15 protein-coding genes and 1 pseudogene are annotated in these 14,038 nt (G+C 70.0%); 5 read left to right on the forward strand and 11 right to left on the reverse strand.

Annotated elements, in window-relative coordinates; genetic code table 11:
- The coding region (locus tag A5714_RS18320; protein ID WP_156747377.1) for a serine hydrolase at positions 1-671 on the forward strand (671 nt) is incomplete at its 5' end.
- 433 nt (positions 672-1,104) lie between these two features.
- Here the strand turns inward: A5714_RS18320 and A5714_RS18325 are convergent.
- The 3 genes from A5714_RS18325 to A5714_RS18335 are packed head-to-tail and all read right to left on the reverse strand — an operon-like array spanning position 1,105 to position 3,068.
- Positions 1,105-1,911 (reverse strand): Fpg/Nei family DNA glycosylase, encoded by an 807-nt coding sequence (locus A5714_RS18325; RefSeq protein WP_068287511.1) that lies wholly within the window; start codon positions 1,909-1,911, stop codon positions 1,105-1,107.
- A 7-nt stretch (positions 1,912-1,918) separates the two neighbouring features.
- Positions 1,919-2,398, reverse strand: a complete 480-nt coding sequence (locus tag A5714_RS18330) for a ribose-5-phosphate isomerase (protein WP_068070005.1) — start codon at positions 2,396-2,398, stop codon at positions 1,919-1,921.
- A gap of 46 nt (positions 2,399-2,444) precedes the next feature.
- Positions 2,445-3,068: a DsbA family protein gene (locus tag A5714_RS18335; protein ID WP_068070003.1), complete on the reverse strand. Its 624-nt coding sequence runs from the start codon at positions 3,066-3,068 to the stop codon at positions 2,445-2,447.
- 93 nt (positions 3,069-3,161) lie between these two features.
- On the opposite strand from A5714_RS18335, the gene pepN reads away from it, so the two are divergent.
- The gene (gene pepN / locus A5714_RS18340; protein WP_068287519.1) at positions 3,162-5,765 is read left to right on the forward strand and encodes an aminopeptidase N; all 2,604 of its coding nucleotides are present in this window, start codon (positions 3,162-3,164) and stop codon (positions 5,763-5,765) included.
- An 11-nt stretch (positions 5,766-5,776) separates the two neighbouring features.
- On the opposite strand, the gene A5714_RS18345 is transcribed toward pepN, so the two are convergent.
- The 5 genes from A5714_RS18345 to A5714_RS18365 form a co-directional block, all read right to left on the reverse strand.
- On the reverse strand, positions 5,777-6,397 hold the full coding sequence (locus A5714_RS18345) for a hypothetical protein (protein ID WP_068287524.1): 621 nt from the start codon (positions 6,395-6,397) through the stop codon (positions 5,777-5,779).
- Positions 6,398-6,638: 241 nt separating this feature from the next.
- A complete protein-coding gene (locus A5714_RS18350) occupies positions 6,639-7,292 on the reverse strand; it encodes a hypothetical protein (protein WP_068287527.1) in 654 nt (217 codons plus the stop codon).
- Between the two features lie 7 nt (positions 7,293-7,299).
- Positions 7,300-7,767, reverse strand: coding sequence for a DUF5130 domain-containing protein (locus A5714_RS18355; RefSeq protein WP_068069995.1), 468 nt, complete (start codon positions 7,765-7,767; stop codon positions 7,300-7,302).
- A complete protein-coding gene (locus tag A5714_RS18360; protein ID WP_068070057.1) occupies positions 7,754-7,981 on the reverse strand; it encodes a hypothetical protein in 228 nt (75 codons plus the stop codon). The genes A5714_RS18355 and A5714_RS18360 overlap by 14 nt, the downstream gene beginning before the upstream one ends.
- An 80-nt stretch (positions 7,982-8,061) precedes the next feature.
- Positions 8,062-8,727, reverse strand: a complete 666-nt coding sequence (locus A5714_RS18365) for an HNH endonuclease (RefSeq protein ID WP_068069993.1) — start codon at positions 8,725-8,727, stop codon at positions 8,062-8,064.
- Between the two features lie 152 nt (positions 8,728-8,879).
- Here A5714_RS18365 and A5714_RS18370 point away from each other — a divergent pair, with 152 nt between their 5' ends.
- The 3 genes from A5714_RS18370 to A5714_RS18380 all read left to right on the forward strand — a co-directional run bounded on the left by A5714_RS18370 (position 8,880) and on the right by A5714_RS18380 (position 11,967).
- Positions 8,880-9,266, forward strand: a complete 387-nt coding sequence (locus A5714_RS18370; RefSeq protein ID WP_156747378.1) for a globin — start codon at positions 8,880-8,882, stop codon at positions 9,264-9,266.
- A 27-nt stretch (positions 9,267-9,293) separates the two neighbouring features.
- On the forward strand, positions 9,294-10,889 hold the full coding sequence (locus A5714_RS18375) for a glycoside hydrolase family 13 protein (protein ID WP_068287530.1): 1,596 nt from the start codon (positions 9,294-9,296) through the stop codon (positions 10,887-10,889).
- Positions 10,890-10,953: 64 nt separating this feature from the next.
- Positions 10,954-11,967 (forward strand): FAD/NAD(P)-binding protein, encoded by a 1,014-nt coding sequence (locus tag A5714_RS18380; RefSeq protein ID WP_082959840.1) that lies wholly within the window; start codon positions 10,954-10,956, stop codon positions 11,965-11,967.
- 48 nt (positions 11,968-12,015) lie between these two features.
- Here the strand turns inward: A5714_RS18380 and A5714_RS18385 are convergent, their stop codons facing one another.
- The 3 genes and pseudogenes from A5714_RS18385 to A5714_RS18395 all read right to left on the reverse strand — a co-directional run.
- A complete protein-coding gene (locus A5714_RS18385; RefSeq protein WP_068287541.1) occupies positions 12,016-12,684 on the reverse strand; it encodes a hypothetical protein in 669 nt (222 codons plus the stop codon).
- Positions 12,672-13,085: a thioesterase family protein gene (locus A5714_RS18390; RefSeq protein ID WP_068287546.1), complete on the reverse strand. Its 414-nt coding sequence runs from the start codon at positions 13,083-13,085 to the stop codon at positions 12,672-12,674. The genes A5714_RS18385 and A5714_RS18390 overlap by 13 nt, the downstream gene beginning before the upstream one ends.
- Positions 13,082-14,038 (reverse strand): annotated as a pseudogene (locus A5714_RS18395) (NAD-glutamate dehydrogenase domain-containing protein); the annotation flags it as partial. The pseudogene A5714_RS18395 and the gene A5714_RS18390, both read right to left, overlap by 4 nt.

The raw sequence follows: 14,038 nt of genomic DNA on the forward strand, positions 1-14,038 counted from the left end.
AGGTGTTCCGGCGGGTCACCGGCCGCACCATCGGCGAGTACCTGCGCACCGAGATCGCCGAGCCGCTGGGCGCCGACGTCCATATCGGCTTGTCCGACATCGACCAGCTCCGCTGCGCCGAGCGCGTCAACAAGCCGCACATGCGCGACCTGTTGACCGACGCGAACGCCCCCCGGCGCCCGGCCAACCTGACCGAGCACCCGAAGGCCGGGCTGGCGATTTCGATGGGATTCGCGCCGGACGATGAGCTGGGGTCGCACGACCTGCAGTTGTGGCGCCAGCTGGAATTCCCTGGGACCAACGGCCAGGTGTCGGCGCTGGGCTTGGCGACGTTCTACAACGCGCTCGCCCAGGAGCGGCTGCTGAGCCGCCGGCACATGGATGTGGTGCGCGTCTGCCAGGGCGGCCTGGAAACCGACCTGGTCCTGGGGCCGCGGGTCGCCGACCACGGCTGGGGGCTGGGTTACATGCTCAACCAGCGGTGCGTCAACGGGCCCAACCCGCGGATCTTCGGCCACGGCGGGCTGGGCGGTTCGTTCGGCTTCGTCGACCTGGAGCACCGCATCGGCTACGCGTACGTCGCGAACCACTTCGACGCCACCAAGGCCAACGCGGACCCGCGCAGCCTGGTGCTGAGCAACGAGGTGTACGCGACGCTGGGCGTTATCTAGCCGCGACGTCAAACGCGCCCTGCCGAACGATCGGCAGGGCGCGTTTTCAGCGGAAGGATCAGGGGTGCCATCCGGGAGGCGGCGGCGGACCCCAACCCGGCGGCGGCGGAGGCGGCGGGCCCCAGCCCGGAGGGGGCGGCGGGCCGTAGCCCTCACGGCGCCAGTCGTGGCAGCCGTTCCAGTCCCAGTTGTTACCCCAGCCCGGATCCCAGTACTCACCCGGGCACCACTGCGGGAACGGTCCCGGCTGCGCTTGGGCCTGCGTCGCGACGCCCAAGCCAGCCAGCCCCAGCCCGCCGATTGCGAGAGCCGTTGCGGCCAAACGTGGAAGAGTTTTCACAGTGGGAGCAGTTACCCGCCGGCCGCCCTGGCCCAAACGGGTACTGCCAGCGTTTCTTGCTGGGAGTTTCCTGGCAATGTTCGCGACCGCCGGTCACTTCTGGTCCGTCGGGCACCAGAACACGTTGCGGCCCTCCAGGACGGCGGTGCGGATCGTGTCCCCGCAGACCCGGCAGGGGTCCCCGGCGCGGCGGTACACGTAGGTGCGCGGCCGCCCCTGCCGGTACGACGGCGCGCCGTGATCGTGCTCGGGCCGCACGACGATGATCTTGCCGCCGCGCAGCCCCACCTTCATCAACGCCACCAGATCCGTCCACGCGGCGGTGAACTCCTGCTCGCCGACGTCCCTGCCCGGCCGATAGGGGTCGATCCCGTGGCGGAACAGCAGCTCGCTGCGGTAGACGTTGCCGACGCCAGCCATCACGGTCTGATCCATCAGCAACGCGCCAATCGGCCTGCGCGACTTGCTGATCCGCGCCCACGCCCAGGACGGATCGGCGTCGCTGCGCAGCGGGTCGGGACCCAGCCGGGCCAGCACGTCGGACACCTGGCCCTCGTCGATCACCTCGCACACGGTGGGCCCGCGCAGGTCTGTGCCGTAGCCGGCGCCCACCATGCGCATCCGCACCTGCCCGACCGGCTCGGGCAGCGCGGCGTCGGCCGGGACGCGCCACTCGGTGAAGGCGCCGTACAGGCCGAGGTGGACGTGCACGATCGGGCCGCCGGCGTAGTGGTGGAACAGGTGCTTGCCCCACACGCTCGTGCGGGTCAGGACGCGGCCGTCGACCACCGCGGCGTCGGTGGCGAACCGGCCCTGCGGGCTGGACACCGCGACGGGCTGCCCGCCGAAGCGGCGCTGGTGCAGCCGGGCCAACCGGTGCAGGGTATGCCCTTCGGGCACGGGCGCGTCAGGCCGGCGCGCCGGGGACCGGCGGTGCCTGGTGGGTGCGTTCGTACTCGGCGAGGATGTCGATACGCCGTTGGTGCCGTTCGGCTTTCGACCACGGCGTCGTGAGGAACGCGTCGACGAAGCTGAGCGCGTCGGCCACCGTGTGCATGCGCCCGCCGATGCCGATCAGCTGTGCGTTGTTGTGCTGGCGGGCCAGCGACGCCGTCTCGACGCTCCACGCCAGCGCGCAGCGGGCGCCCGGCACCTTGTTCGCGGCGATCTGCTCGCCGTTGCCCGACCCGCCCAGCACGATGCCCAGGCTGTCCGGGTCGGCGACGGTGCGCGTCGCGGCGTCGATGCAGAACGCCGGGTAGTCGTCCTCGGCGTCGTAGCTGTAGGCGCCGCAATCGATCGGCTCGTGGCCGGTGTTCTTCAGGTGCTCGATGATGTGCTGCTTGAGCTCGAATCCGGCGTGGTCAGAGCCGAGGTAGACGCGCATGCCCGCAATCCTTACACAGCGATGCGCGCCGGCAACCGCGGTGCCGTCAGTCGAATTCCGGCTTCTCGGTGCGCGTCCGCTTGAGCTCGAAGAAGTGCGGGTAGGACGCGAAGGTCACCGAGGCGTCCCAGAGTTTCCCGGCTTCCTCGCCGCGCGGGATCTTCGAGATGACCGGCCCGAAGAACGCGACGCCGTTGACGTGGATGGTCGGCGTGCCGACGTCGTCACCGACGGGGTCCATGCCGGCGTGGTGGCTCTTGCGCAGCGCGTCGTCGTAGGCCTCGCTGTCGGCCGCCTGCGCCAGCTCGGCGGGCAGGCCGGCGTCGTCCAGCGCCAGCTTGATGACTTCCTCGAGGTCCTTGTTGCCCTCGTTGTGAATCCGGGTGCCCATCGCGGTGTAGAGCGGCTCCAACACGTCGGCGCCGTGGGCCTGCTCGGCGGCGATCGCGACCCGGACCGGTCCCCACGCCCGCTTCATGTTCTCGCGGTACTTCTCCGGCAGCCCCTCACGGTTTTCGTTGAGGACGGCCAGGCTCATGACGTGGAAGTTGACGTCGATGTCGCGCACCTTCTGCACTTCGAGGATCCACCGCGACGTGATCCAGGCCCACGGGCACAGAGGGTCGAACCAGAAGTCGGCGTGGTTTTTCGCGGGGGCCGTGTCGGGCATTGCGCAGTCCTCTCGTCGGGTGATGCACCGTCCAGGAACAACCGTAGGCGGCTCGCTCCTGTTCCCGTAGAGCAGCACACGTAAATTGATCGGGTGGCTCTTCCTAACCTCACCCGCGACCAAGCCGTCGAACGCGCCGCCGTCCTCACCGTGGACAGCTACCGCATCGTCCTCGATCTCACCGACGGCGCGACCGGGGCGCCGGGCGACCGGACGTTCCGATCGACGACCACGGTGACCTTCGACGCGCTGCCCGGCGCCGACACGGTCGTCGACATCGCCGCGGCGACGGTGCACAGCGCCGAACTCAACGGCCACCGACTCGACGTCTCCGGCTATGATGAGGCGACCGGCATCCCGCTGCCAGGGCTCGAGCAGCGCAACGTCCTCGTCGTCGACGCCGACTGCCTCTACTCCAACACCGGCGAGGGCCTGCACCGCTTCGTCGACCCCGTCGACGACGAGACCTACCTGTACTCGCAATTCGAAACGGCCGACGCCAAGCGCATGTTCGCCTGCTTCGACCAGCCGGACCTCAAGGCGACGTTCGACGTGCAGGTCACCGCGCCCAAGCACTGGGAGGTTATCTCCAACGGCGCGCCCGCGTCCGTCGCCGACTCCGGCGAGACCCGGGTGCACACGTTCGTCACCACCCCCCGGATGAGCACCTATCTGGTCGCCCTGATCGCCGGCCCGTACGCGCGGTGGACCGACAGCTACCGCGACGAGCACGGCGAGATCCCGCTGGGCATCTATTGCCGGGCGTCGCTGGCCGAGCACATGGACGCCGACCGGCTGTTCACCGAGACCAAGCAGGGTTTTGGCTTCTACCACAACAATTTTGGGGTGCCGTACGCGTTCGGCAAGTACGACCAACTGTTCGTGCCCGAATTCAACGCCGGGGCAATGGAAAACGCGGGGGCGGTGACCTTCCTCGAGGACTACGTCTTCCGGAGCAAGGTCACCCGCGCCTCCTACGAGCGGCGCGCCGAGACGGTGCTGCACGAAATGGCGCACATGTGGTTCGGCGACCTCGTGACCATGACGTGGTGGGACGACCTGTGGCTCAACGAGTCCTTCGCCACCTTCGCCTCGGTGTTGTGCCAGGCAGAATCGACCGAATACACCTCGGCGTGGACGACATTCGCGACCGTCGAGAAGTCGTGGGCCTACCGCCAGGACCAGTTGCCGTCGACGCACCCGATCGCCGCCGACATCCCGGACCTGCACGCGGTGGAGGTGAACTTCGACGGCATCACCTACGCCAAGGGCGCGTCGGTGCTCAAGCAGCTCGTCGCCTACGTCGGGCTCGAGCATTTCCTGGCCGGGCTGCGGGATTACTTCCGCGCGCACGCCTTTGGCAACGCCACCTTTAGCGACCTGGTCGCCGCCCTGGAGAACGCGTCCGGCCGGGACCTGTCCGATTGGGGCCAGCAATGGCTGAAGACCACCGGGCTGAACACGTTGCGCGCCGACTTCGACACCGACGCCGAGGGCAGGTTCACCCGGTTCGCGGTGACGCAGGGCGGGGCGGCACCCGGCGCCGGGGAGACCCGGGTGCACCGGCTGGCGGTCGGCATCTATGACGAGGACGCCTCGGGCGGCACCGGCAAGCTGGTGCGGGTGCACCGTGAGGAGCTCGACGTCGAGGGCCCGGTCACCGAAGTCCCTGCGCTGGTGGGTATTTCGCGGGGCAAGCTGGTGTTGGTCAACGACGACGACCTGACCTACTGCTCGCTGCGGCTGGACGCCGACTCGCTGGAGACGGCGCTGCGCCGGATCGCCGACATCGCCGAGCCGCTGCCGCGCACGCTGGTGTGGTCGGCGGCGTGGGAGATGACCCGCGAGGCCGAGCTGCGCGCCCGCGACTTCGTGGCGCTGGTGTCCGGCGGTGTGCACGCCGAGACCGAAGTCGGGGTGGCGCAGCGACTGCTGCTGCAGGCGCAGACGGCGCTGGGCTCCTACGCCGAGCCGGAGTGGGCGCGCGAACACGGCTGGCCGGAGTTTGCCGACCTGCTGCTGGACCTGGCGCGCAGCGCCCCACCGGGTTCGGATCACCAGCTGGCGTTCGTCAACACGCTGTGTTCGTCGGTGCTGTCGACCCGGCACGTGGTGACGCTGGCGGACCTGCTCGACCACGACCCGGCCGAGTTGGGGCTACCCGGGCTGGAGATCGACACCGACCTGCGCTGGCGCATCGTCACCGCGCTGGCCACCGCGGGCGAGGTCGACGCGGACGGGCCCGAGACGCCGTTCATCGACGCCGAGGTGCAGCGCGACCCCACAGCCGCCGGGAAGCGGCACGGCGCGCAGGCCGCGGCCGCGCGGCCGCAGGCGCGGGTCAAGGAGGACGCCTGGACGCGGGTGGTCGAGGACGACACGCTCGCCAACATCACAGCCCGCGCGATCATCGGGGGCTTCTCCGTGCCCGGCCAGGCCGAACTGCTCAAGCCGTTCACGGCCCGGTATTTCGACGCCATCTCCGGCGTGTGGGAGCGGCGGTCGAGCGAGGTCGCCCAGACGGTGGTCGTGGGGCTCTACCCGTACTCCGACATCAGCGACGACGGCGTCGCGGCCGCCGACAAGTTCCTGTCCGACCCGAAGGTCCCGCCGGCGCTGCGCCGGCTGGTGCTGGAGGGCCAGGCGGGTGTGAAGCGGTCGTTGCGGGCGCGCCGGTTCGACGCGGGCGCGCACTGAGGCGGTCGGTGTCAGCGCACCGTCTCGGCGGTGACGGTCATCTCGAAATCCCCGCCGCCCCAGGCCGACATGAACGTGGCGAGGGGAACCTGTTCGTCGCGGCCGTCGTCGGCGCCGCTGTCGTTGAGGTGCGCGACGCCGTTGCCGGCGTCCACGCCAGTCACCACGACCTCGTGGTCGCCGGCCTTGGCCTGGTGGCCCTCCCAGATGGTGGCGCTGCTGACCGCGATCATCACCGCGTGCCGCGAGCCCAGCGCCGCCTCCAGCGCGTTCAGGGCGGCCTCGCCCTTGGCGTCTTCGGACGTGGTGGCGTGAATTCCGTAGTGCGCCAACAACACTGAGATGTCACGGGTGTCGACGCCGTCGCCGTCGACGTCGGCGTACACCGTCTTTCCGCTTTCCGCGACGCTCGGGGTGTTCTGCGCGAGGGCGATGACTTCGTGCTCGCTGGGCATCTGGCCGGTGACTTGCCCGACGACGTCGGCCACGGACATCAGCACGCAGTTGTTGCCGTAGGACTGCGGCGCCCAGTACTCGGCGGCCTTGCCCGGGTCACCGAACATCCCGGTCGCGTCGGCGGCGGCCGGCACCGCGAGGGCCGGGCTGCACACCGCACTGACCGCGACGAGCACCGCGAAACACCAGGCCGTGGCGGCACGCCGGCTGGGCGCGAGCCCGGGAAGGACCCCGTTGATGTCGATTCCTCTTCCTCGATCGCGCCGAAGCGGGTCATGGCTGCCCGCGATCGCGGGAGCCGCTTAGCAACATAAATCACGGAGGGGAATTCCGGTGGCCGAATCAACCCGGCAGTTCAACGGGAATTCCCGGCGAAGACAGTTCGGCGCCGGCAAACCCCGAACCGGGTGCCATCGCTCACTGCACCGTCTGTTGGGTCACCGTCAGCTCGTAGTCGCCGGCCGCCCAGGCCGAGGTGAAGGTGGCGACGGGGAGCTGCGCGTCGCGCCCGTCGTCGGTGCCGCTGTCGTTGAGGTGCACGACGCCGTGGTCGGCGTCGACGCCGGTGACGACCACTTCGTGGTCGCTGGGACCGCGGTCGGCCTCGTCGACGTGCCATATGACGCGGCTGCTGACCGGTACCAGCGCGGCGTGCCCGGACCCGAGCGCGGACTTCAGGGCGTCCAGCGCGGCGCCTGCGTTGGGCTGTTCGGACGTGGTGGCGCCGACACCGTAATGGCCCAGCAGCGCAACGATGTCCAGGCTGTTGACCAGCTCACCGTTGTTGACGTCGGTGAACACCGTCTTGCCCTGGTGCGCGACGCTGGGCAGCTGCTGGGCGACGTCGATGACCTCCTGCTCGCCCGGCATCCGCCCGGTGATCTGCCCGACGACGCCCGCCACCGACATCAGGACGCAGTTGTTGTCGTAGCTCTGCCGGGCCCAGTATTGCGCGGCCTTGGCCGGGTCACCGAACATCGCGCCGGGCTCTGCCCGGGCCGGCGCGAGCGGCAGGCAACCGGCGAGCGCGGCCGCCAGGGCCACCGCGCCGATCCGCGCCCGGCGGCTCACCGGGCGACTAGGCCGGCGAGATGCCGGCGCTGAGCACGCGGATGGCGCTGACCAGCCCATCCACCAGGTCGCCGCGGGCGAAGGACGACGCCGCCGCCGCCACCCCCAGCGGTGCGGCCGACTCGGCGCCGCGGCCGCGAACGCGCGAGCCGTAGACGACCTCGATCGCCTTCTGGTCGGGTGAGACGGCCAGCAGCACCGCGTTGTCCGGCGTCGGCACCTTGGCGAGGATCTCGCGTGCCCGGGCGGCGGTGTCGGTGCCCAGATCGCCGAGGTAGATGGCGAACCGGGCCCGCGACGCCCGCGACCCGTACTTGACCGCGTCGTCGATGGCGACCAATTCCTTGATCGAGAACGGGTAGTGCACCGAAAGCTCACCCGGCTCGGTGACGGCAGAGATGCGGCCGCTGGCCGTGATCGCCGCGCCCTTGGGCAGCTCGCCGGGCTCGATCGTCGCTAGCTCACCACGTGCCACTGGCGCCACCTCCCACTGAGAATTCCGACGTCGCGTGTCCGCCATGGGCGTCGCCGACGTCCTCGTCGCTGGCCGCCCACAGGATCGGCGCGTGGGTCCACTTGTCCGGCAGCCGGTAGCTCGCGGGGTGCGGCCCCTTGTGGGACCAGATCAGCACCACCAGCGCGAGTACCACCAGCAGCGGTATCCCGATGAAGTACAGGTGGATCTGCAGAAGGCTCACGAGGGAAACCGTATCCCACCGGGCGGTCCGGCGGGGCACGAGGCGCCGCGCGATTCGGCGCGGGCGGCCAGCTACGCCGCGCCCTCGCCGAGGTAGCGGGCCCACGCCGGGTCGAGCTCTTTGACCGTGGACAGCAGCCGCCAGTGCTGACCGGTCGGCGGCGACGGCGTCCGGCGCAGCACCCAGCCCAGGTCGCTGAGCAGTTTGTCGCCCTTGCGGTGGTTGCAGGTCGAGCAGCAGGCGACGCAGTTCTCCCAGGAGTGGTCGCCGCCGCGGCTGCGCGGCACCACGTGGTCGACGGTGTCGGCCTTGGCGCCGCAGTAGGCGCAGCAGAACCGGTCGCGGTGCATCAGCGCGGCGCGGGTCATCGGGACCCGCGCCCGGTACGGCACCCGCACGTAGGAGCGCAGCTGGATCACCGACGGCATCGCGATCGACCGGGTCGCCGAGTGGATGACCGGGCCGGCCGGGTCGTCGTGCACCACGTCGGCCTTGCCGCAGATGACCATCACGATGGCGCGTCGCATCGGCAGCGCGGTCAGCGGCTCGTAGGTCGAGTTGAGCAGCAGCACCCGGCGCCGGCTCCAGATTGACGCGGCGTCGTGCCGGGTAGGCGGATGGGTGTCGACGCGGGGGTGGCAATCGAGGCTATGCAGGGGCGGCGCGGTTAGGGGCCCGGTTAACCCTGCCGCGGCACCCGGACTGCGGTGGCTGCGGCGTCTCTTGCCCTGCGCCATAGATCCTCCGCGAACAGTCCACCACGATTCGCCGCCAATCGCACCCCTATTGCAGGTGCGTGCCGTGTCGAAACGGTGAACAGCAAGAGGTGGGCGCGGGCCGTGTGGACCGGCGGTCGCGACGATGCACCACAATGGAGGCGATGGATCAGGTGACGCAGTCTTTCTACGACGCCGTCGGCGGCGCCGACACGTTCCACGCGATCGTGTCGCGGTTTTACGCCCTGGTCGCCGAGGACGAGATCCTGCGCGAGCTCTACCCCGAGGACGACATGGCGGGCGCGGAGGAACGGCTGCGGATGTTCCTCGAGCAGTACTGGGGCGGCCCGCGCACCTACTCCGACCGGCGGGGGCATCCCCGGCTGCGGATGCGGCACGCGCCATTTCGCATCACGCCGCTGGAGCGCGACGCCTGGCTGCGCTGCATGCACACCGCCGTCGCGTCGATCGACGCCCAGACCCTCGACGACGAGCACCGCCGAGAGCTGCTCGCCTATTTGGAGATGGCCGCCCATTCGATGGTCAACTCCGCCTTCTGACGCCCAGCCCGAACTGAACGGAGCAGCATGAGCCCCGAGCCGTGGTGGTCAAACGCGGTCTTCTACCAGGTGTATCCCCGCTCTTTCGCCGACAGCGACGGTGACGGCGTCGGCGACCTGGACGGCGTGACGGCCCACCTCGGGCACCTGCAACGCCTGGGGGTCGACGCGATCTGGCTCAACCCGGTCACCGTGTCGCCGATGGCCGACCACGGTTACGACGTCGCCGATCCGCGCGACATCGACCCGCTGTTCGGTGGGATGGCCGCCGCGGAGCGGTTGATCGCCGCCGCGCACGAGCGGGGCATCAAGGTCACCATGGACGTGGTGCCCAACCACACCAGCTCGGCGCACCCCTGGTTCGTCGCGGCGCTGGCCGCCGGCCCGGGCACCGACGCCCGCGAGCGCTACTTTTTCCGCGACGGCCGCGGCTCCCACGGCGAGTTGCCCCCGAACAACTGGACCTCGGTGTTCGGCGGCCCGGCCTGGACGCGCGTCGTCGAGCCCGACGGCAACCCCGGCCAGTGGTACCTGCACCTGTTCGACACCGAGCAGCCCGACCTCAACTGGGAGCACCCCGACGTCTTCGACGACTTCGAGAAGACGTTGCGGTTCTGGCTGGAGCGCGGGGTGGACGGGTTCCGCATCGACGTCGCCCACGGGATGGCCAAGCCGCCCGGCCTGCCGGACGCCCCGGAGACCGGGTCGAAGGTGTTGCAGCACACCGACGACGACCCGCGGTTCAACAACCCGAGCGTGCACGACATTCACCGCGACATCCGCAGGGTCATGAATGACTACCCCAACGCGGTCACGGTCGGCGAGGTTTGGGTGACCGACAACGTCCGCTGGGCGGAGTACCTGCGGCCCGACGAACTGCACCTGGGCTTCAACTTCCGGCTGACCAAGATCGACTTCGACGCCGCCGAGGTCCGCGACGCGATCGAGAACTCGCTGGCGGCCACGGCCCTCGCGGACGCCACGCCCACCTGGACGTTGTCCAACCACGACGTCGGGCGCGAGGTGACCCGCTACGGCGACGGGGAGGTCGGCCTGCGCCGGGCGCGCGCCATGGCCCTGGTGATGCTCGCCCTGCCGGGCGCGGTGTTCATCTACAACGGGGAGGAGCTGGGGCTGCCCGACGTGCTCGACCTGCCCGACGAGGTGTTGCAGGACCCGACGTGGGAACGCTCGGGGCATTCCGAGCGCGGCCGCGACAAGTGCCGGGTGCCGATTCCGTGGTCGGGCGACGAACCGCCCTTCGGCTTCTCGTCGTCGCCCGACACCTGGTTGCCGATGCCGGCCCGGTGGGCGTCGCTGACCGTCGAGAAGCAAGACGCCGATCCCGATTCGACGCTGAGCTTCTTCCGCGAGGCGCTCGGCTTGCGCCGCGCGCGAAGCGAATTCGCCGGCACGGAAATCGAATGGGTGCCGGCGCGCGACGGCGCGCTGACCTTCCGGCGCCGCGGCGGCGGGCTGGTGTGCGCGCTCAACGCGGGATCGGAACCGGTCCCGCTGCCGCCCGGCGAGGTGCTGCTGGCCAGCGCCGCGCTGGTCGACGGCGCCCTGGCGCCGGACGCCGCGGCGTGGTTGGTCGAGACGCCGGCGCCCCCGCAGCGCTGAGTCCCGTCGAGCACCGCGCGGCCGACTGCTCTATATCTGGTGCATGCCGAATTACGCGTGGACGGTGATCGGGGCGGGCCCCGCGGGCATCGCCGCGGTGGGGCGCCTGCTCGATCACGGGGTCGCGCCGCAGCGCATCGCCTGGATCGATCCGGCGTTCGCGGTCGGTGACCTGGGGCAGAAATGGCGGTCGGTGTCGAGCAACACCATCGCCGGGACCTTCCTGGATTTCCTGAACGGTTCCAACGCCTTCCAGTTCGCCGACGCGCCGCCGACGCCGCTACGCGAGGTCGACCCGCAGGAAACGTGCGCGCTCGCCCTGGTCGCCGAGCCGCTGGCGTGGGTCACCGCGCGGCTGCGCGAGCGGGTCGACGCGATCGAGGGAACCGCCACGTCGCTGACGCTGTCCGACCGGCACTGGCACATCGACGCCGGGCGGACGGTGCTGTCGCAGAACGTGGTCCTGGCCGTCGGCGCGGTCCCCAAGAGGCTGGACTACCCCCACCTCAAGGAGATCCCGGTCGAGGTCGCGTTGGACGCCGATAAGCTCGCGCACGAGCCGCTCGAGGGCGCCACGGTGGCGGTCTTCGGCTCGTCGCACTCCTCGATGATCGTGTTGCCGCACCTGCTGCGTCACCCGGTGAGCAAGGTGATCAACTTCTACCGCGGCCCCTTGAAATACGCGGTCTACCTTGATGATTGGATTTTGTTCGACGACACCGGCCTGAAGGGCCGCGCGGCGCAGTGGGCCCGGGAGAACGTCGACGGCGTGCTGCCCGACCGCCTGGAGCGGGTGTGGGTCGGCGACCCCGCGTTCGACGACAGGCTGGCCGAGTGCGACCGTGTCGTGTACACGGTCGGGTTCGAGCGCCGGACGTTGCCGCGAACCCCGCAGTGGGGGGTGCTCGACTACAACAAGAAGAACGGGATCATCGCGCCGGGGCTGTTTGGCTTGGGCATCGCCTTCCCGGAGTACGCCGAAGACCCATACGGCTACGGGCAGTTTCGCGTCGGCCTCAAGAAGTTCATGGACTACCTGGACGCCGTGCTTCCGTTGTGGTTGCGCTACGGCACGTGAACGCGGTCGGCGGCGAATTAAACTCAGCCTGATCCGGGCGCCCGTCGCTCAGCTCAACAGCAACGCCGGGTCGCCGCGGCGCCGGTACACCGACCCGAACCGGGCGTCGACGCGCAGCCACGTCGGCAGGATGCGGACCCGAATCCGTTCGTCGGAGGCCACGGCATCCGGCGACTGCGGCAGAAAACCCATGGCGGTCAACGCGAACACGCAGCGCATCGGCAACCCCACCTGGGTGTCGGCCGCGCTCACCCGGATCACCTCCTGATCCAGCAGCGAGACGGGTGGGCCGTGAGAGCTGCTGTGGTCCTTGGCGACTCGCGCCCCCCGCTGCGCCAGGTCGAGGATCACCCGGGCGGGGATGTCTTCGAGGTGGGCGAAGCCGGTGTCCGGCGGCAACGCTCCCCGCCACGCCGAATCCATCGCGAACCCCGGGTCGACGTAACCGGCGGCGTCCGGCGACTCCAGGCCGCGCGCCAGCGCGTCGGCGCCCACCGACATGTCCGCCGGGCGCAACCGTCCCGCCACCACGCGGCTGGCCAGCACGTCGAAACCCGTTGCCACCCAAGCGGTGAACAGATCCGGCGACCGGGCGCGGAGCCGGACGATCGCGGCGTCGTCCAGGCGCAGCGCGTGCTCGACGAACGCGGCCAGGTCCCTGCGGTGGGCGGCCCGCGGCTCGCCCAGCCAAAGTCCGCGCTCGCCTACCGCAGCCACCGCTGCAAGTACTCCCGATGCTGTGGCGACAGCCGGACCAGCCGCTCCTCCTCGATGTGGACGGCGGCCAGTTGCGACTCGGCGATGACGGCAGGCTTGGACGCCGGGTCGGCGTTGACCGAGCGCACCTCATAGCCCAGCGTGAAGTCCACCGCACGTAACCGCTTGGTCCACATGGTCACCTGCAGCGGCGAATCCGTCAGCCGCAGTTGGGCTTTGTAGGCGACCTTCACGTCGGCGATCAACAACCCGATGGTCCTGATGTCGACCTCGAACGCCTCGCGCAGGAACTGGACCCGCGCCTCCTCCAGGATCGTCACCATGGTCGCGTGGTTGACGTGCTGGTACATGTCGATGTCCGACCAGCGCACCAGCACCGGGGCGACGAAGCCGGCGCTCAACTCGACGACCCCCGTCCGCTGGTACGGGTCATGCGGCGGATCTGCCGCGCCGCGACCGACAGAGTCGCGAGATCCTTCTCGCCGCACTCCTGGATCTCGAGGAGCGTGCGGCGGGCCCGCTCGACGCGCGACGCACTCAGGTGTTCCCACTCGGCGATTTTTTCCTCCCCGCTCTCGTCGGGCTCCCCGACCGCCAGCACGTCGAAGCACAACGACCGCACCGAGGCGTAGATGTCGTCCCGAATCGCCAAGCGCGCCAACGAATGCCAGCGGTCGTTGCGGGGCAGCTGCGACACCGCGGTGAGCAGACCGTCGGTGCCCAGCCGGTCCATCAACGCGAAATAGGTGTCGGCGACCTCGGCGGCGTCGATGTCGTTGATGTCGGCGATGTCGATGATGTCGAGCAGGCTGAAGCGGTAGAGCCCGGCGGACACCGTGTAGGCCAGGTCCTCGGGGGCCCCCTGCGCGGCGAACTCGGCGGCCTCGGCCTCCACGATCGCCTTATCGTCGCCGCGCAGCCACTCCGACATCCGCGGCGTCAGCGCCTTGACTTTGGCGGCGAACCGGTTGATCTCGGCGCCCACGGCCAGGGGTTGCGGGCGGTAGTTGAGCAGCCAACGCCCGGACCGGTCGATCAGCCGCCGAGTGTCCAGCGTCATCCGATCGGACAGGGCGACAGGCAGATTCGCCGCACGGATGCGGCGCCAGATCTCCCCCACGCCGAAGATGGCGTCGGTGGCGACGTAGGTGCGCACGGCGTCGACCGGTCCGACGCCGACGTCCTCGGTGATCCGGAAGGCGTAGCTGATGCCGGCGGTGTCCACCAGATCGTTGATCAGCATGGTGGTGACGATCTCGCGGCGCAGCTGATGGCTGCGGATCTCCGGGGTGAAGCGCTCCCGCAGCGGCGTCGGGAAGTACTGCGGCAGACGCGACGCGAACACGTCCTGCTC

It is taken from the genome of Mycobacterium sp. E2462, from assembly GCF_001672685.1.
GTDB lineage: Bacteria > Actinomycetota > Actinomycetes > Mycobacteriales > Mycobacteriaceae > Mycobacterium.